This is a genomic window from Micromonospora sp. NPDC048842, assembly GCF_040649935.1.
Lineage (GTDB): Bacteria > Actinomycetota > Actinomycetes > Mycobacteriales > Micromonosporaceae > Micromonospora > Micromonospora hortensis.
The window spans coordinates 250,440-268,753 of sequence record NZ_JBEZGK010000001.1; the positions used below are offsets into that span (position 1 = coordinate 250,440).

Consider the following 18,314-nt stretch of genomic DNA (forward strand, 5'->3'; position numbering starts at 1 on the left):
GTTCCACTCCCCCAGGAGAGCGAGGTGCGGGAGCGCCAACACCTACCCGACTAGGTCTCGGCGGCGGGTTCTCGGCGGCGATCGCTGGCAGCAGATGCTGCTACCGGGGTGCCACTCTCGGCATGATCCTCCGTTCGCCGGTGGCGGCCATCGAGTGCATCGCGCCGCTGGCGAACGGGATCAGCCGAGCCAGGCCCGGCTGTCCGTTGCGCCGGGCCAGGTCGGGCCCGAGACGAGCCATCAGCAGGTGAGCGCCGGCAAGGGCCGGACGTAGAGGGTGATGTCGCTGATCACGCCGGCCGTCTACAGCCAGTCGTGTTCGCGGGCGTAGCGGGCCGCGTCGTGGCGGGTCCGGGTCTGGGTCTTGCGCATCGCGTTGGAGAGGTAGTTGCGGACGGTGCCCGGAGCGAGGTGGAGCCGAGCGGCGATGTCGGCGACCGAGTAGCCCTCGCCGGTGACCCGCAGGACGTCGGCTTCCCGGTCGGTGAGGGGGCTGTCCTCGGTGACGGCGAGGACTGACACGTCCGGGTCGATCCAGCGTTTCCCCGAGTGCAGGGTGGCGATGACCGAGGTGATGTGGGCCGGCTCGGCGGACTTGCTGACGAAGCCCTGGACGCCGAGCTTCAGCGCCTTGCGCAGCACGCCGGGGCGGGCGTGCCGGGTCAGCATGAGGATCACCTGCTCCGGTCGCTCGCGGCGGATCTCGGCGACGGCGCCCAGGCCGTCCACGCCCGGCATCTCCAGGTCGATGACCAGCACGTCGGGCCGGTGCCGCAGGGTGGCGGCGATCGCCGACCGGCCGTCCTGCGCCTCGGCGAGAACGGTGATGTCGCCCTCCATCGGCAGCAGCGCGGCCAGGGCCGTGCGCAGCAGCGCCTCGTCGTCGGCGAGCACGATGGTGGTCATCGGCCGTCCTTCCCGCTGACCGTCGGGGCCGCGTCGGCCCGAGCGGGTGGCAAGACCGCCGCGGTCAGGAACCGCCCGTCCTTCTGTTCCACCGTCAGCTCACCCCCGTCGCCCGCCACCCGTTGCCTCAGTGCCGCCAGCCCCCTGAGCTCCGGGGGCGTGCTGGCGGTCACGCCGTCGTTGACGATGGTGATGCCCGACGCGGCGAGCGTGATCTGCACCTGGGTGGCCTGCGCGTGCCGCAGGATGTTCGTGGTCGTCTCCCGCAGCACCTGCCCGAGTAGCTCACTGGCGCGGGGATCGACCTCGGCCTCCCGGGTGACCCGGACCCGGATGCCGGCGGCCTCGAACAGGTTCTTCGCGTTTTCAATCTCCGCGGTGAGGTTGAGCCGCCGTTGTGCGTAGGCGAGTTCCTTGGTCTGCGCGATGGTGTCGCTGACCAGCGTGTACGTCTCCCGCAGCTCCTTCTCCGCCCGAGCGGTGTCGCGGAGCAGCAGTCGCTGGGCCAGGGCGATCTTCAGCTTGACCACGTGCAGGGTGTGGCCCTGGATGTCGTGCAGGTCGCTGGCGAACCGTACGCGCTCCCGGACCACGGCCAGCTCCGCCTCGCGTTTCCGAGTCTGTTCGAGCTCCCGGATGAGGTCGTAGAACCGCTCGCCGACCACCGTGAAGGCCGTCACGACGACGGTGAGAGCGGTCGGGATGAGAACGTAGGTGACCAGGACGTGACCTATGTCGTCCCGCTGCACCAGCAGCCGTGCCGCGCCGACGGCGGCGACGTAGGTGAACAGCCCGGCCATCGTCAGAGCCCGACGCCGTCGCACCTCGCGCAGGGCAAGCGAGCCTACGGCGCAGACACCCCAGTAGGCGTTGGGGCTGCCGGTCACCAGGACCCCGAGGGGCCAGACCGCTGCCGCCACAACAAGGCAGGGCAGCGCGACCCGGGCGAGGTCGTTTGCCGTCCACCGTTCGAAGGCCACCACGGCCGCCACGGCACCCGGCGCCAGGACGACGATGTGCCACCAGCTACGCGCGTCGGTCCAGAGCAGGACCACCGCGGCGAACACCACCGGCGGCAGTGACGTGGCGAGGTTGAGCCGGCGCAGTCTCCCCTGCGTCGACTCGGTGAAGCGCGGCGTTCTCGCGGTCACCATGTCAGTATCCGGCAGCCAGAGGCGCCGACCAGTGACACCACGTCACATGCGGTGATGACGTGGCGCCACTGACGGGTCGGCGGCGCCCGCGCTGTCATTGGTGTATGTCCACCACACCCGTCATCGAAGTCGACCGGCTGAACCTCACCTATGGTGACTTCCACGCCGTCAAGGACGTCACCTTCGAGGTGCGACCCGGAGAGCTCTACGCGCTGCTGGGCACCAACGGAGCCGGAAAGACCTCGACCCTTGAGGTTGTCGAAGGACATCGGAGGCCAACCTCGGGCACCGTACGCGTCTTCGGGCACAGCCCCGACGACCGGAGAGCGGTACGTCCCCGAATGGGCGTCATGCTCCAGGAGAGCGGATTCTCCCCGGACCTCACCGTCCGTGAGTCCGTCGGTCTGATCGGTCGGCTCACCCGACGCACCGACGACGTCGGCCGGGTGCTCGACATGGTCGACCTCACCGGCCGAGCCGGCCGCAAGGTGTCGCAGTTGTCCGGCGGGGAGAAGCGGCGGCTGGACTTCGCCACAGCGGTCTACGGCACCCCGGAGCTGATCTTCCTGGACGAGCCGACCACAGGCCTCGACATCCAGTCCCGCGATGCGGTCTGGGCGACGGTGGACCGGCTCCGGGAGAACGGCGCGACCATCGTGCTCACCACGCACTACCTGGAGGAGGCACAACAGCGCGCGGACCGGATCGGGCTGATGCACGAGGGCGCCTTCCACAGGGAAGGCACCGTCTCCGAGTTGACCCGCACCCTGCCCGCTGTCATCCGCTTCTCCCTCCCGGCACCGGTGCCGACGCTGCCGGTGCGGGCCACCGTCGACGCGGACGGGAAGGTAGTTGTCGAGACCTTCGAACTGCAGAAGGACCTGCACCTCCTGCTCGGCTGGGCGCAGGACCACGTCGTGGAACTGCGGGACCTGGCGGCGGGGCCGACCCGCCTCGACGACGTCTTCCGCGCCATCAACAGTTGATTCGATCTTCCGCGAGGAGCCTCACCGTGTTGTCCATCGCGTCCAGCGAACTGATCCAGATCTTCCGTAACCGGCTGGTGCTGATCACCAGCCTCATCATCCCGGTCGCGGTCTGTGTGTTCTTCGTCCGTCAGCACGAGACCTACGCCGCCATCGGGAGCCTCGGCTACATCGCCGCGATCGTCACGTTCACGGTGGCCGCGTTCGGGCTGTACGCCACCGCCGTCACCACCCTGGCGTCCCGGCGACAGAATCTCTTCCTCAAGCGGCTGCGCTCCACCGCCGAAGGCGACGCCGGCATCCTCGCCGGCCTCCTGCTGCCAGTGGTCGTCCTCGCCGGGGTGCAGGTGACAGCGATCCTGACCGCCCTGGCAGTGGTCGCCGGCGCACCGGCGAACGTCGCCCTGCTGGTGGTGGCGGTCCTGGCGACAGTGGCCATGATGATCGGCTTGGCGTTGGCCACGGCCGGGTTGACGAACTCCCCCGAACACGCCCAGGTCACCACCCTGCCCGTTACCCTCGGGGTGATCGCCATGGCCAGCTGGGTGGGCATCACCGGCACCGAGAACCTCGCCTGGCTCAAGCGGCTGCTGCCCGGCGGCGCGGCCACCGAACTGACAATGAACGCCTGGAACGGCGGTGTCGCCGTGACCGACTCCCTGCTCCTGCTCGCGCCCACGCTCGGCTGGGTCGTCGTCGCCGTCGCTCTGGCCACCCGACTCTTCCGCTGGGAGCCGCGCCGATGACCTTCGACGCCCGGTCGTACGCGCCGACCCTGGTGGAAGATCTCCTACTGCTCCTGTTCCAACCCAGGTCCGGGACCATCGCGGGAGAGAACACCCTCTTCTACGTCCTCGGCGGCGCCGTTCTCGCGGACCTCACCCTCGGCGGCCACCTGACCAGTGCGGACCGGGGACGGCTCCGGAGCGTGGCGGGTCACCCACCGACGGATGGCCTCCTACGCCCCGCGTGGGACTACCTCGCCGAGAAACCGAGGGGGGTGCAGACGGCCCTGGCCGCGATCGGTCCAGCCCTGCGCCAGCCAGTGCTGGAGCGGCTCATCGCGCGAGGCGACATCGACCAGGAGCCCCGTAAGGTGCTCGGCCTGTTCCGGACGACGGCCCTTCGGGAGGGCAGAACCGAACGACGGGCCCGCTTGCTCGCCGACGTTCGGCAGGTCCTCGTGGACGGCGCGGAGCCGCAGGCGCGGGTCGCCGCGCTCGCGGCGCTGCTCTCGGCGAGCGGGACGCTCCCGCAGTTCCACAGCGAGATCCCGTGGACGTCATCGGTGATCAGCCGGGCCAAGGAACTCGAGCGGGGCAACTGGGGTGCCGACGCCGCGGCGGCGGCCGTGACCAGCACCGTGACGGCCACCGTCGTCAACAGCGCCATCGCGGCCATCACGGGTCGGTGAAGGTTCCATGCTCACTGCCTGGAGTAGGCCGGGTGCGGTCGTTCGGGCGGTTTCCCCTTGGCGTGGACCGCGTCGGAAGCGGCGATGCCGGCGAGGACGATGACGGCGGTGACGGCCACGGCCAGCGGCGGCACGAAGATCATGAATGGCGACGCGCCAGCAAGCGCCAGAGCGCCGATGATCCGAGAGTGGGACACCCGGGCGAAGACGGCATGTTCCACCAAGGCTCGTCCGATCAGGAAGAGCATCGGTCCGCCGAGGACGACGAGGATCCACGCCGCGTTGGTATGCCCGAACGGATGTTCGATCACGATCTCGTATCCGACGGCAACGGCGACGATCCCGGCCACCATGAGTACATGCGCGAGGAAAGCCTCCCGGATTAGGTGCGCGGGCTCAGCGGCGGCCCTGATGGCTTCGGGCAACAGCTGGCCCGCCCTGAAGATGTAGACACGGAAAAGCAGCACAGTGGTGATGAAGGAAACCGAGAAAGCTGCCGCCGCTCCGCCGTTTCGAAACGATGTGTCGCTGTAGGTCGAGCCGGTCGTCAAAATCAATTCGCCCAGGGCAATGATGAAGAATTGTCGGTAACGCTCAGACAGGTATTCGGCCAGGACGGGCCACTGCCGTTGGGTGGGGCGGGACCACGGTGCGGGATAGAACAACAGCAGTGCCGCGCCGTCGATGGCGATCGCGAGCGTCCACAACAGGGTGCGGGCCAGATCCGTCACGATCGCGCCGGCGATCCACGGCACTGCCGACAACGTGAACCAGAAGAACACTCCAGCCGCTCGGCGCTGAGCTTCGTGGCCGCGCAGAAGCGGCACGATGACCAGCCCACGGATGATGTGGACGGCAACGTACGCACCAGCGAAGGCCAGACCTCTGTCACCGAACGCGTGCGGCACCGCGACTGCCATCACCAGCGCCCCGAGCATGGCCGTGTAGACCAGCACCTGAAGCTGCGGCCGCTGCGGGTCGTAGAGGTCGGTGACCCACGCCGTGACGAACCACAGCACGATGAAGGCCAGCAGCAACAGCAGCGTCTCGCCCGCCTCGATGAGGACGACACGCTGCTCGGTGAGTTCCTCGACCAGCCGCTGCGAGACCCGATTGAGGGCAAAGATGAAGACCAGGTCGAAGAAGAGTTCCAGAAGGCTCGGTCGCTGGGGTTGCCCGGGTTTTCGAAGCAGCGCTGCTGCCCTTGTCGACATGGGCCGCCCATTCCTGCCGGCTTCGCCTATCCGGGTATTGGTACCACGCCGGGCAGGTCGTCGAGTCGTTACCCGAAGAATGCCAGTGGGCGCGCGCCGATCCCTGGGTGCCCGAGGCCTCGGCCGGTGCGGTCAGCGGCAGCAGACGCGAGGCGTCAGCAAAGTGCTAGCACTGCTCAGAATCTCGCTCACGAGTAGCGGACAGCCGACACCAGAGCACGATGTAGCCGACTGTGACCATCAGATCACTACGCGCACACTCCTCTCCGAGATGTTCCCGTCGACTGGAGGAACAGATGCGTCTCCGATCGTTCGTCACCACGGCGCTGGCCGCCGTCCTGGCAGCCAGCGCACTCGCGCCGCCGGCACCGGCTGCGGCGGCCACCGCCGACCGCTGGGGCTTCGCGTACGTCAAGGACCCCACAGTGTCGGCCTGGACCGTGCTGGACACCAGCCGGCAGTGGGGTAGCTGGAAGACCGCGTTTCCGGCCGCCTGGGCCGACGGCATCAAGCTCGCGCCCGGCCGGTTCCAGGTCCGCTTCCCGCAGATCGGCGCCGGTTCCCGGGGCGTGCCGCACGTGACCCCGGTGAACCGGACCGGTCACTACTGCGAGGTGGTCCGCTGGTTCCAGTCCGGCACCGACGAGATCGTCGACGTGCAGTGCCACAAGCCGGGCGGCACGCGCGACGACACCCCGTTCACAGTGCTCTGGACGACCAGCTCGGGCGTGCTGCCGGCCGGCACCGCCCACGCGTACGCGCAGTGGAGCAGCGGCCTGGTGGCGCAGTCGTACAACTCCACGGGTGCGGTGAACACTGTCGGACCGCTGGGCGTCGGGCAGTACCTGGTGCGGCTGCCCGGGGTGGGACTGGCCGGGCTGCTCGCGGGCAACGTGCAGGTCACCGCCGTGCAGCCGAACGCCGGTCCGCGTCGCTGCAAGGTCTACTCCTGGAGCGCCGTTGGCACCGGCGTGCAGGTGTACGTCTTCTGCTACGACCAGGCCGGCGCGTTCATCAACACCGACTTCGTCCTCTCGTACCACCGTCGGCGGCCGGTGATCGGCTCGCTCGGACCGCCGTCGTACTTCGGTTATCTGGGCACCGCCGTCGGCGGGCCGACCAACGACAACTCGGTACTCGGTGTCGGTGCGAACACCGTGGCACCGTTGGCGCCCTCCGGCCGCTACCTGGCGACCTTCCCGCAGGTCGGCCTCAAGGAGACGCACGTTCAGGTGGTGGCGCAGGGCACCGGCAGCAACTACTGCCACCTCACCCAGCCCTGGACGTACACCACAAACGCCGACGTCGACGTCATCTGCTTCGACAACGCCGGTGTCGTCACCCCGCACCGCTTCCTGGCCACCTTCACCTCCCGACTCTGACGCCACATCGCGCCGCGCCGGCGGTCTCCATTGCCGCCGGCCCGGTAAAGGCCCCTGACGTCAGCGCAGGAGCGGGGCGAGGCCATCGAGGAGGCGCTGGAGGCCGAACTCGAAGAGCGTGTCCAGGCTCCAGACCATGTCGTCGGCGGTGATGAAGCGGGCCATCAGCGGGAGCCGCCCGTCGGCCAGAGCCGCGCCGATCCGTTCTCCGTGGGCCGCCACCCACTGGGTGTCGGTCAGGCCGCTGTCCTGCTCGGCCTGCGCCTCCTCGGCCAGGTTCACCGCCGTGCCGCGCACGTAGTTGGCCACCGCCACCGCCGCCGTGAACTGTGCGTTCAGGTCGAGCCCGCGCCCCTCCAGGGCGCGCATCATCCACTCGGTGTGGGCCATGGCGTGCGGGGCCGGCAGTGGCCGGGTGAAGGAGAGCGCCTGGGCCAGCCAGGTGTGCCGACGGTACATCGCCCACTGCAACTGGGCGACGGCCTCCAGGCAGACCCGCCAGCCGTCGTGGTCCGGGGTGAGGGCCGGGGGCGGGTTGTCGGCCATCACCTTGTCGATCATGAACAGCACCAGCTCTTCGCGGTCGGCCACGTACCGGTAGATCGCCATCGTCGGAATGCCGAGCTGGCCGGCGAGCCGGCGCATCGACAGGCCGTGCAACCCCTCGGCGGCGGCGATGGCCACGGCGGCGGCGACCACCTGCTCGCGATCAGGGTCGGGTGCTCTACCCGCACCGGCCGCGGCGACCACTGTGCCGACGCCCCGCAGGGGCTCAACGAGACCCCGTTCGCGCAGCGTTGCCAGGACCTTCGTCGCGGTCGCCATCGCGATCCCGTACTCGGCCATGAGCTGCCGGGTCGACGGGATCCTCACCCCGGGCGCGAGCTCGCCCGACAAGATCCGGTCCGCGAGATCGGCGGCGATCCGACGGTACGGCGGTTCCTCCACAACAGCCTCCCGTGCACTAGTGCAGTCACGGTACCCCGTGGACAAATACGGGTGCCAGCCTCACTGTTGATGGCAGCTAGTGCACTCATACGCTGTACGACATGACTGATTCCACTGCTCTGAAGTCGCTTCGTAACGCCGCCGATGGCCCCGGTGGCCGCGCGGTGACCCGCGAACCGGTCGCTGCCTCGTACGCCGACACAAGCGTCTCGCGAGGAGCGATGTCATGACTGTGCTCCGCCCCGGCCAGCAGGGCCATGTCCCGGATGCAACCGCTGGGAGCATCGACGGCGCCCGGATCAACGTCGTCGACGCGTTGCGCGGGATTGCGCTGCTGCTCATCCTGCTGGTGAACGTGTGGTACTTCAGCTCCGGATATGCGTTCCAACTGGTCAGCGATCCGTCGTACGGTGCGCTCGACCGGCTGGTGGCAGGTGCCGTCGAACTGCTGTTCGCGATGAAGGCGTACCTGCTGTTCTCATTCCTGTTCGGCTACAGCTTCACCCTGCAACTCGACTCGGCGGCCCGGCGTGGGGCGGCCTTCGGCCGGTCGTTCCTACGCCGGCTGTCCGGGTTGTTCGTACTCGGGGCGCTGCACGCGGTGCTGCTGTTCCACGGTGACATCCTCACCACGTACGCGTTGCTGGGTCTCGTACTGCTCGCCATACGGCGGATCGAGCCGCGCTCCGCCCTGCGTACGGCGGCGGTCATCGTGGGCGTTACCGCGTTCGTTGTCGGTCTGGCCGCGGTTCTCGGTGCCGCTGTGGTCCCGGACCAGGCCGCCGCGGTCACCGCCGGTGCGCGTTCGACGGAGGCCCTACGCGGCGGGCTCGGTGATGTCGTCCTCGAGCACCTGCGCTCGTTGCCGGCGATGCTCGGCACCCTTGCCGTGCAAGGACCGTTGGCCTTCGCCGCGTTCCTCGTCGGTCTGGCCGCTGGCAAGCACCGGATGCTCGCCGCCGCGCACGCCCACGAGAACGTGCTGCGCCGATGCGAGCGGGTCGGCTATCCGGTCGGCCTGGCCGGCGCCGCCGTGTTCGCGATCGGCGGCGGCACGGCGAACATGACCGGCCTGATGGTCAGCATCGTCACCGCGCCGTTCCTCGCGGCGGCCTACGCCGCGACTCTGCTGCGTCTGTTCACACGGCGTCCGCGCGTCGCGGACGCGTTGGCGCCCGCGGGGCGCATGGCGCTGACGAACTACCTGGGCCAGTCGCTCATCTGCGTGCTCGTCTTCACCGGCGTCGGGCTGGGCCTGGCCGGCCACACCGCGCCGGTGCAGACGCTGCTCATCGCACTGACGATCTTTGTGGTCCAGGTGGCAGCCAGTCGTTGGTGGATGCGGCGGTTCCGGTACGGCCCCTTGGAATGGGCGTTGCGCGCGTGGACCCACGGCAGGCGACCCGCCATGCGCCGGTAGGCCCGACAGCTCCGAACAACCTGCGCGGCCGGACGGCGACCATCATCGACCGGCCGGCTGCGCGGCGGCGTCCAGGTGTGCGGCCGTGCCCGGCCGGCGACCCGGCCTACGTACCCCAGACCATCCGAACGTGCATGGCGACCACCCGCGAGCTTCGGTCAGATCCCGCCGACAGCCGCCGGGGGCCGGCGTGCAGCACTGTCGGCGACGAGGACCGGCTCGGTCGCTGACCGCATCGGTGGCCGCGCTCCGACCTTGCCGCCGCCGGTGGCGTACCAACCGGGAGGGCCATGACGAGGGGACGGAGCCTGGCCGTGAGCTCGTCGTTGAAGGGGTCAGCCTTGCCGCCACTTCTGGTTGGCGGTGCCGGCGCAGTCCCAGATGATCAGACGCGCGCCGTCGTTGCCGTTCCAGCCGTCGATGTCGACACACTTGTTTGCCTGCGGATTCACCAGGTCGCCGGCCGCCGACAGGACGAACTGCTGAGCACCGGTGCCGTTGCAGGACCAGAGCTGAACGACCGCACCGTTGGCGGTGGACCCGCCGGAGACGTCCATGCACTTGTTGTTCTGGGACCGCAACGCCCCGCCGCTGAACGTCCAGGCCTGGGCGGCAGTGCCATTGCATACCCAGGTCTGCAGCGGTACTCCTTCGGAGAAGTTGGACGACGGCACGTCTATGCACTTGTTGTTCCAGTTACTGATCAAGCGGGTGTTACCGCCTCCGCCGGAGGTGATCAGACTGAGTCCATAGGTGCTGAGGATCTCGTTGACCGGCTGGAACCACATCGTGGCACCGGAACTGCAGTTACCGGACCCGCCCGAGGTCACGCCCTGCGCCTGGTTCCCCGAGATCCAGGAGCCGCCGGAGTCCCCGGGCTCGGCACAGGCGTTGCTGCGGCTCAGGCCGGAGACGGCGCCCTGGGCATAGTTGATCGTCTCGTTGCGGCCCAGAATCGTGCCGCAGCGCCAGCCGGTCGTACGGCCGGACCGGCACACCGAGCTGCCGATCGCGGCGTCCTGCGAACCTGCCACCGTCACGTTGCCGCCGGAGTAGTTGTTGACCCACGGCTGAGGTGTCCAGGAACTGTTGGTACGGATCCACGAGTAGTCGTTGCCGGGGAAGGACGAGCCCGCGAAGCTGCCCTGTGCGACGTTGTTGTAGCCGAGGGTGGGGCTACCAACTCCGCCACAGTGTCCGGCGCTGACGAAGCCGCCGACGACCGCGAAGCCGACCGAGCAGAGCGTGTTGCCGTTGATGACGTACTGGTCGCCACCGCGGACGTCGTACAGGGGCCGGGGTGCTTCGGGGGCCTCGACGACGGCGATGGCGTCGACGGCGACGTCGCTCTGCCGGGCGAACGCTCTGGCGGCTGCCTCGCCGCCGGGCTTCACCCGCACGACGACGCGGTTGGCCTGGACGTCGACGTACCAGCCGTGGACGCTACCGCCGGCCTTGGCACCGTGTCGGTCGAGCGCCGCCAGCGTAGCGTTGAGCTGCTTCTCGCTGCGGGAGACGACGCTCACGTCCGCGCCCTGCGCGCGTACCACGGTGATGGCGGAGGTGTCGGTGACCGCGACGGTCAGGCGATCGCCGCCCTCCGGGATCCAGGCGCCGGCGAACGACGGGCCGAGCCTCGCGCGCAGCCGCCGCTCGACAGCGGGCGCGGTGGCCTCGACCCGTACCCGCTTGACGATCTGGGCGTCGGTGAGGTGCAGATCCCTCCGCATGGCGGCGACCATCGCGGGGTCCATGTCCAGGGTGGGCGAAGCGCTCGGCGCGTCCGGAGCCGGACCCGGGTCGGCGAAGCCCGCGGTCGGCGTGAGGCCGAGCGTGGCGAGCACCACGGCGGCGATGCCGAACATCCTCGGTGCACGGTTCATGGCGATTCCTTCCAGCTCCCGGCGGCAGGTCGACTGCGGACCGGCGGTGGCGGAGGAGGTACCGAACGGCGCGGAGAGCGCTCTCTCGCACAGAGAGTGTGGACCGGGAGATAAATCTCTGTCAATGCCATAGTGGTGTCCGCACGCTCGGGCGGCTGTCCGGACCGCACGGCCGAACCCAGCACATCCAACGCCGCGAGCAGGGGCGCGGTGCCCGGCCTAGGTGTCCCGGATCGTCAGCCACCGCTTGGAGACCGAGGCCACCTCGGTGCCGCCGCGCTCGATCACGTACTCGTGGTCGAGCAGGTCACCCTTCATCTCCAGGTCATCAGGCCCCGGCACGTCGATGGTGAACCTGTCGCGAAACGGCGTGAGCAGCTTCTTACGGACCTCTGCCGCCTTCTCGCCGCCGATCCGGATCTCGTACGTGGGACGCAGCGCCACCAGGTGCCGCGACCGACCCTTACCGCCGCCCCTCAGCGGTCCTCCAATGACGACCGATCGGCCCGGCGATCGGTAGCCCTCGGTGGAGGGTTGATCGCCGGGCCGCCCCGGTGACGAGCCGCGCAGGGCGGCCCGTCGGTCAGCCGGTCAGAGGCCGGCGGCGTGTGCGGCGGCGGTGCCGCCGACCACGGGCAGGACGATGTTGCTGCTCTTCAGCGCGACCTGCAGGTTCGCGGCGGTGGTGTCCGCCTGGCTGGAGTACTGCGGGTAGCTGGCCACGATGATCACGCCGATCCGGTGGCCGGGCTTGAAGACGTAGTCCTCGGGCAGCAACGGGAAGCTGAAGTTGTATGACTCCCCCTGCACCAGCGGCACGGCGACGCGGATCGACTGCCGGTTCTGGGCGTCCATGATGCCCTTGGTGACCAGCTCGTAGTCGGCAGTGGCCACCCGCTTCGTCGTCTGCTTGTAGCAGCCGTCGTCGGTCGGGCTGCTCTGGCCCCAGCAGTCCTCGGTGGTCAGGGTGATGATCCCCTCGCCGGAGGCCCGGTGCGCGACCCGCTCGTCGGTGCCGTAGTCGACAAGGATCGCCCCGAGATTGGTGTCGGTCTGATCGGCGGAGGCCCGCAGTTGCACTGTGGGTGTGCCGGAGATGTGCAGCGGCGCGGTGAGTGGCGCGGAGAGGAAGGCCAGCCGGTTGGGCTGCACCACGTCCGGGTTGAGGATCATGGTGTTCTGGCTCTGCGTGCGGCTGTCCTGGAACGCGCCGGTCGCCGGCTTCGTGGTGGGCACCAGCCCGAGACCGCCCGCGCCGGTGGTGCCGGGCTGGAGGAACACCTCCGTGTCGGCCTTGCCGGGGACCGGCCAGTCGGCGTGGGTCTCCCACACGTCGGCGGAGCGCTCCAGGTCCACCCGCGGCTCGTCCATGATGCCGTTGGCGACGTTCTGCAGCCAGAAGTCGAACCACCTGTGCAGCGTCGACACCCACACCGCGCGGCGCGAGTCGAACGGGTCGACGTGGCCCTCCTGCGACAGCCACAGCTTGCGCGGCACGTTGTTCTCCGCCAGGGCGTACCAGAACTTGCTGAAGTGGTCCGGCCGGACGTTGTCGTCGTTGAGGCCGTGGTAGAGCAGCACACTGGCGGTGACGTTGGGGACCTTCTTGACGTAGCTGCGCTCGTTCCAGAAGGCCGTGTAGTCGCCGTGCTCGTCGCCGTCGGCGGCGCCTATCGCGTCGCGCACCGGCTTGCAGTAGTCCCGGCGCTCGGGGTTGGTGACCGTGTTGGCCAGCGAGGACACGTAGCTGTTGCCACGGGTGACCACGCCGTTGCTGCGCACGTAGTCGTAGTACTCGGTCGGTCCGCTGATGGGTACGACAGTGGTCAGGCCCTTCACGCCGGTCACCGCCGTGGCCATCGCCAGCGAGCCGTCGTACGACTTGCCGATCATCCCCGTCTTGCCGTTGTGCCAGTCCGCCTTGACGACCTCGCCGGCGGCGTTACGGGCGGTGGCCCGGCCGTTGAGCCAGTTGATGGCCTGCTTGGCGCTCAGGTTGTCCTGGTTGGCGTTTGTGGTCGGGCAGCCGGTGGAGTTGTTGGTGCCGACCATGTCCAGCAGGATGACCGCGTAGCCGCGCGGCACGAAGTAGTTGTCGTAGAACAGTGGCCACTTGTCGAGCAGCCCGTCGCCGTCGAGGTCCGCCTTGCATTCGGACTCGTTGCCTCGGCAGACCGTCGAGTAGTAGGGGCTGGCGTCCATCACCACGGGGGCCTTGAGCCCCTGCGCGGTCGCCGCCGGCCGCATCAGGTCGAACGCGATGATGTCGCGCAGACCGTCGTTGTCGCTGTCGAAGGTGGAGTCGATGAACAGGCGTTCCCGAATGGCGTCGGCGTAGCCGAACACCGGCTGGGTGACGCCGTCCTGGACGACGATCGACGGCGGGCCGTCCGCCGCCTGCGCCTGCGGCGCCGCGCCGAGGGCGGCGAGCACAGTCGCGGACAGTACGGCCACGCCTGTGCGCCAGCGCGTTCCCACTGTAGGCATGCATTCTCCTTGATGTGTCCGAGGCTGCGTACGCTACGAGCCGGTGGCCTGCGCCACCACCTGCACCTGTAGGAACTTCGCCGGGTGTGCTTCGACGCGGGCCGCACCCGGGGTGCCCGGGTGACGGGACTACGGCTGGTCGGCCAGCACCAGCTCCCGCAGCCGCCGGTCGAGTGTCGGGGCGTCCAGGCCACCCGGCCAGCCGCGGAGCAGGGCGCCGCCCTTGGCCACCAGCACGACGGTCGGCGGCTCCCGCACCGCGTACGAACGCCAGATCGTCTGCTGGTCGTCCACGACCACCGGGTACTCCACCCGGTGAGCGCGGAGGTAGTCCTGGACCTCGTCGGCCTGGTCCGCGCCGGTCACACCGACGAAGACCACCCGGTCCCGATAGCTGCGGGCCAGCTCACTGAGAGCGGCCTGGCGGCTGGCGCAGGTGGTGCACCAGGAGCTGAAGAAGGTGAGGACCACGGGACGCTGCGCCCACAGCTCGGCGGCGGCGAACGGTGTGCCGTCGGTCAGTGCGCCGGTGAACGCCGGGGCGGCCGGGGCGGTGCCGGGCGCCGGGCGCAACGCCAGGTCGGCGGGGACCGGCCCGGGCAGCGCCGCCGCCCCTCCGACGGGCGTCGGGGCGGGCGCGGGCTCGGGCGTGCTGCATCCGCCCAGCAGCGCCGCCGCCAGCACCAGCGGCAGGAACACCCGCCTCATGACGGCACCACCGCCACGAGCGCCGGGCCCTCGCTGCTGTCCGGCGTCAGGTCGAGCGCCGGCCGGCCGTCCACCTCCAGCCGATAGGAGGCCCGCTGCGGCACGCGCACTCCAACGGCGAACTCGCAGTAGGTGGGCAGACGCTCGACCCCCAGATCCTCGGCGAAGGCGGCCACCGCGGTCCCCGCCGGTAGCTGCCCGCTCGCCAGCGCCGCCCCGTCCGGGTCGAGCACGCGGAACGGCGCCCGGTTGTGGAAGTGCTGGTACGGACCGGTTCCGGCGCAGTCCACGCCCGCGGCCCGGATGTTGATGTCGCGAACCAGGACCCGGACGGTCGTCGGATCGACAGCCTCCTGGGCGGCGCCGACGGTGCCGCAGCCGGTAGCGCCAGCCAGCAGCAGGGAGAGCAGAGTCACGATGCTTCGCCGCACGTCATCCTCCTTCCGTCCGCCTGCCGGGTCCGTGGCGGCCTACCGCCGCGGACCCGGCAGGAACGGGGTCAACCTCGGGCGCAGGTCAGGACTTCTCGACCCGGCACTGCTTGGTCACCGTCTTCGTCGGGTCGCTCTCCGAGGTCGCGGTGAGCTTCACGAAACCGGTGTTCGCGGCGGCGGCGGTGGCGCCCACCGACACCTTGACAGTGGTGGCCTTGCCGAACTGCGCGGTGGCGAGCTGGTTGGGCAGCCAGGTCCGCCAGCCCTTGCCGGCGACCTCCGCCGACAGGCGGAAGACGTCCGACTTCAGGTACGCGCTGACGTCCTCCGGGTGCTGCTGCCCGCCGGCCGAGTAGGAACCGGTGTTGGTCAGCTCGAACGAGCAGGTCACCCCGCGGTTGGTCGGCTTGCCGCCGCCGCTCACCTCGCCCTTGCCCAGCAGCACGCCGTGACTACTCGGCCCGCCGGTGCCGTCGAGCGAACGCACCGCCACGGTGTAGGAGAGCGAGCCGGCCGAGTCCCGCTTGAGGTCGATGATGTAGAAGTGCAGCCGGTTGGCCTCGTCGACGTACTCGTACTGGCTTCCGGTGTCCGCGCCGGCGTGGAACAGCGCGTCGGAGAGCTGCCGGTAGTCACCCATGGTGATCTTCTGCGGGGTGCCGTCGGGCCGGTAGAAGTCGATCATGTCGATATCCTGCGGGTTGGCGTCCACCACCCACTGAAAGGGCGCACTGTCGGCGTTCTTCGTCTTGCTGACCAGCACGCCACTGTCCGGGGTGAAGGAGTCCGCGCCCATCCGGTCGACGACCTCGACCGTGTAGTTGTTGAAGTTGCCACCGTCGCACAACGGGTCGGTGGTGACGCCACACGTCGGCGACAGGTCCTTGTTCAGCGCGATGTTCACGCCGCTCAGACCCTTCTGGCCGGCGTCGACCGCCCGGGCCGTGACCTGCGCGACCACCAGGCCCGACGAGGCCAGCGACTCCCGTGACAGCCGCAGCACGTGCTCCTCACCGAGCAGGCCGATCTTGAGTTTGTCCCGCACCGTGTGCAGCGAGCCCATCGAGCCGCCGTTGGTCGGCGGGATCTGCCAGCGGGTGTGCGGGCCGCCCGGGCCATTGAACGACCCGCGCGACATCATGCTCCAGATCCCGGTGTACGCCCTGCGCAGCGGCTCGCCGTACGGGTTGTTGTAGTTGTCGCCGATGCCCAGCAGATGGGTCAGCTCGTGGGCGTAGACGCCCATGCCGGAGCTCTCCCCCTGCGTCGAGGACCCGCCACCGGCGTTCGGCCACAGTGTCGCCGCCGCCTTCCACGAGGTCCAGTCCACGTAGCGGGTCTTAGCCCAGTTCGGCAGGTTGGGGTCCGGCGGGCCCCAGGCATCCGGCACGTCCTCCTTGTTCTGGAAGATCATCTGCCCGAACTCCTGCCAGGTCGACGACTCGTCCTGGCCGGCGCTGAGGATGAACACCAGCTCGTACTGGTTGGCGACCTCCTCGCCGACGGCAGCCCGCCAGGCGCCCAGGCCGTCGGTACGGATGTTCTTGCCACACACGTCCCCGCTCGGGCAGGCGCCCGGGTTGAACCCGTTGTCCAGCCCGTACTGGTAGGACTTGGCCGGCATCTGGTACGGCCCGAACCCGGTGAGGTCGACGCCGTAGCGACCGTTGGAGTCCTGCATCCAGTACTCGTGCAGCGTGTGGCCCTTGTTGAGGGTGTTCGGGGTGTTCAGGAAGTCCTGGTAGAACTTCGGCACGTCCGCCCGGGGAATGTTTGTCGCGACGGACTGGGGGTTGCCGAAGACCGTCGAGCGGGCCCGCTGGGAGACCGCGAACGTCTCGTCCGGATAGTCGAGCGCCACCAGGGCGATCTTGAAGTTACGGACCGAGCCGGACACGCTCGGGTCGGCCCAGTTCTTGCCGGGCACGGCCTTGTAGTCGTTCCAGGTCATCGTGTCCGGGTTCTGCCAGGCCTGCGGGTCGAGGACCTGGAACGGCGCGGTGCCGCCGGCCGGGTTGGCCGGGGCCGCGGCGGCCTGCGCCGCGCCGGTCGCCACGAGCGTGGTCACCACGGCTGCGGCCAGCACGGCCCGCCTCAGCCGGGTGCGGTGGGGGGTAGCACGGTGCACGGAACCACCTCTCGTCGGAGGAAACGCGGCGCCGGCGTCCCGGTGGGGGTGTAGCGGAACACCTGTCAGCAGGCCGCGCAGCGAATCTAGGAGTACGGGCCGGTGCCGGTCACTGTGCAGATGTCGGCAGGTGGGCCGGCGACTTCCGACACCTGAATGACCGGCGCCCACCGGCGGATCAGCCAGGGCCGGTCCCGGAAGCCGGATCGGCCGTTGCCGCGAGGGCCCGCAGCACGTCGCGGCGCACCCGGTCGGCGGCAGTCCCGGACAGCGGTCCGCGCGGTGGACGGCAGCGCCCACCGAACCGTCCGGCGCACTCCATGGCGAGCTTGACGGCCTGCACGGCTTCCGGCCGAGAGGCCCAGCCGAGGATCGGGTGCAGCTCGGCGTAGAGCGGCAGCGCCCGGCCCAGATCGCGGGCGGCGCACAGCTCGTACAGGCGCACGGCCTGGCGGGGCAGCGCGTTGGGCAGGGTGGCGACCCATCCGGCGGCGCCACACAGCACCAGTTCGAGCACCACGTCGTCCGCGCCGACCAGCACGTCGACGTGCGGGCAGAGGTCCCGCAGGCGGTGCAACCTGCGTACGTCGCCGGTGACCTCCTTGACCGCGACGATCCCGTCGATCTCGGCGACGGTCGCCAGCAGGTCCGGCGTGAGGTCCAACCGGGAGTCGTACGGGTCGTTGTGGGCGACCACCGGCAGGCCGACCGCCGCCACCTCCCGGTAGTGGGCGACCACGTCGGCGGGGCGGGCGGCCGGTCCGTCGGGTGGCCGCGCGAGCACGCCGTGGGCACCGGCCTCGGCGGCCTGTTCCGCCCAACGGCGGGCCTGCCTGCTGCCGTAACCGCCGACGCCGGGCACCACAGCGCAGCCGGACGGTGCGGCCTGCACCGTCGCCCTCACCACCGCGGCCCGCTCATCGTCGGAGAGGGCCCGGTACTCCCCCATCGACACGCACGGCGAAACCCCGTCGCACCCCTCGGAGGCGAGCCAACGGACGTGTTCCTGAAGCTTGTCGAAGTCGACCGACAGGTCGGCGCGAAACGGCGTGGCGATGGCGACCAGCACGCCCTGCCAGGGCCTACCAGCTCCCACTCGGCAATCCCCCGCCCGTCATCCCACCCGCACCGAGCGCGGTGCTGGTGCGGTCCGTACCGGAACCCTAGGAACGCCTGTCGCCCCTGGTCTTCGGACAGATGCCGGAACCGTCGCGACGCGGCCCGTCTTTTTGTCGTGACTTCGACAGTGG

General features: G+C 69.7%; 16 protein-coding genes. 5 read left to right on the forward strand and 11 right to left on the reverse strand.

Annotated elements, in window-relative coordinates; all coding sequences use genetic code 11:
* Positions 1–303: 303 nt before the first annotated feature.
* Positions 304–906 carry a response regulator transcription factor gene (locus AB0C19_RS01175; RefSeq protein ID WP_357177557.1) on the reverse strand — a complete coding sequence of 201 codons (603 nt, stop codon included), beginning with the start codon at positions 904–906 and terminating at the stop codon, positions 304–306.
* Positions 903–2,057, reverse strand: a complete 1,155-nt coding sequence (locus AB0C19_RS01180) for a histidine kinase (protein ID WP_357177559.1) — start codon at positions 2,055–2,057, stop codon at positions 903–905. Before AB0C19_RS01180 ends, AB0C19_RS01175 begins: the two co-directional genes overlap by 4 nt.
* Positions 2,058–2,164: 107 nt before the next feature.
* Between AB0C19_RS01180 and AB0C19_RS01185 the strand changes: the two genes are divergently transcribed.
* The 3 genes from AB0C19_RS01185 to AB0C19_RS01195 are packed head-to-tail and all read left to right on the forward strand — an operon-like array spanning position 2,165 to position 4,460.
* Complete coding sequence (locus AB0C19_RS01185; RefSeq protein ID WP_357177561.1) at positions 2,165–3,046, forward strand: ABC transporter ATP-binding protein; 882 nt, start codon at positions 2,165–2,167, stop codon at positions 3,044–3,046.
* 26 nt (positions 3,047–3,072) lie between these two features.
* Entirely contained in the window at positions 3,073–3,792 is a 720-nt protein-coding gene (locus tag AB0C19_RS01190; RefSeq protein WP_357177563.1) for an ABC transporter permease, read from the forward strand.
* On the forward strand, positions 3,789–4,460 hold the full coding sequence (locus AB0C19_RS01195) for a GPP34 family phosphoprotein (RefSeq protein WP_357177565.1): 672 nt from the start codon (positions 3,789–3,791) through the stop codon (positions 4,458–4,460). Before AB0C19_RS01190 ends, AB0C19_RS01195 begins: the two co-directional genes overlap by 4 nt.
* 11 nt (positions 4,461–4,471) lie before the next feature.
* On the opposite strand, the gene AB0C19_RS01200 is transcribed toward AB0C19_RS01195, so the two are convergent.
* The gene (locus AB0C19_RS01200) at positions 4,472–5,674 is read right to left on the reverse strand and encodes a low temperature requirement protein A (protein WP_357177567.1); all 1,203 of its coding nucleotides are present in this window, start codon (positions 5,672–5,674) and stop codon (positions 4,472–4,474) included.
* A gap of 296 nt (positions 5,675–5,970) precedes the next feature.
* Between AB0C19_RS01200 and AB0C19_RS01205 the strand changes: the two genes are divergently transcribed.
* Positions 5,971–7,056 carry a hypothetical protein gene (locus AB0C19_RS01205; RefSeq protein ID WP_357177569.1) on the forward strand — a complete coding sequence of 362 codons (1,086 nt, stop codon included), beginning with the start codon at positions 5,971–5,973 and terminating at the stop codon, positions 7,054–7,056.
* Positions 7,057–7,116: 60 nt separating this feature from the next.
* Here AB0C19_RS01205 and AB0C19_RS01210 read toward each other — a convergent pair whose 3' ends face one another.
* A complete protein-coding gene (locus AB0C19_RS01210; protein ID WP_357177571.1) occupies positions 7,117–8,004 on the reverse strand; it encodes a TetR/AcrR family transcriptional regulator C-terminal domain-containing protein in 888 nt (295 codons plus the stop codon).
* Between the two features lie 226 nt (positions 8,005–8,230).
* On the opposite strand from AB0C19_RS01210, the gene AB0C19_RS01215 reads away from it, so the two are divergent.
* Positions 8,231–9,424 carry a DUF418 domain-containing protein gene (locus tag AB0C19_RS01215; RefSeq protein ID WP_357177573.1) on the forward strand — a complete coding sequence of 398 codons (1,194 nt, stop codon included), beginning with the start codon at positions 8,231–8,233 and terminating at the stop codon, positions 9,422–9,424.
* A gap of 335 nt (positions 9,425–9,759) precedes the next feature.
* Here AB0C19_RS01215 and AB0C19_RS01220 read toward each other — a convergent pair whose 3' ends face one another.
* From AB0C19_RS01220 to AB0C19_RS01250, 7 genes are all read right to left on the reverse strand, one after another.
* A complete protein-coding gene (locus AB0C19_RS01220; protein WP_357177575.1) occupies positions 9,760–11,307 on the reverse strand; it encodes a ricin-type beta-trefoil lectin domain protein in 1,548 nt (515 codons plus the stop codon).
* 219 nt (positions 11,308–11,526) lie between these two features.
* The gene (locus tag AB0C19_RS01225; RefSeq protein WP_357177577.1) at positions 11,527–11,751 is read right to left on the reverse strand and encodes a hypothetical protein; all 225 of its coding nucleotides are present in this window, start codon (positions 11,749–11,751) and stop codon (positions 11,527–11,529) included.
* A 147-nt stretch (positions 11,752–11,898) separates the two neighbouring features.
* Complete coding sequence (locus AB0C19_RS01230; RefSeq protein WP_357177580.1) at positions 11,899–13,794, reverse strand: CocE/NonD family hydrolase; 1,896 nt, start codon at positions 13,792–13,794, stop codon at positions 11,899–11,901.
* A 129-nt stretch (positions 13,795–13,923) separates the two neighbouring features.
* On the reverse strand, positions 13,924–14,502 hold the full coding sequence (locus AB0C19_RS01235; protein WP_357177582.1) for a TlpA disulfide reductase family protein: 579 nt from the start codon (positions 14,500–14,502) through the stop codon (positions 13,924–13,926).
* On the reverse strand, positions 14,499–14,933 hold the full coding sequence (locus AB0C19_RS01240; RefSeq protein ID WP_357177584.1) for a hypothetical protein: 435 nt from the start codon (positions 14,931–14,933) through the stop codon (positions 14,499–14,501). The genes AB0C19_RS01235 and AB0C19_RS01240 overlap by 4 nt, the downstream gene beginning before the upstream one ends.
* Before the next feature lie 85 nt (positions 14,934–15,018).
* Positions 15,019–17,064: a M6 family metalloprotease domain-containing protein gene (locus tag AB0C19_RS01245; RefSeq protein WP_357177586.1), complete on the reverse strand. Its 2,046-nt coding sequence runs from the start codon at positions 17,062–17,064 to the stop codon at positions 15,019–15,021.
* Between the two features lie 178 nt (positions 17,065–17,242).
* Positions 17,243–18,160, reverse strand: a complete 918-nt coding sequence (locus AB0C19_RS01250; protein ID WP_357177588.1) for a dihydrodipicolinate synthase family protein — start codon at positions 18,158–18,160, stop codon at positions 17,243–17,245.
* Positions 18,161–18,314 lie beyond the last annotated feature (154 nt).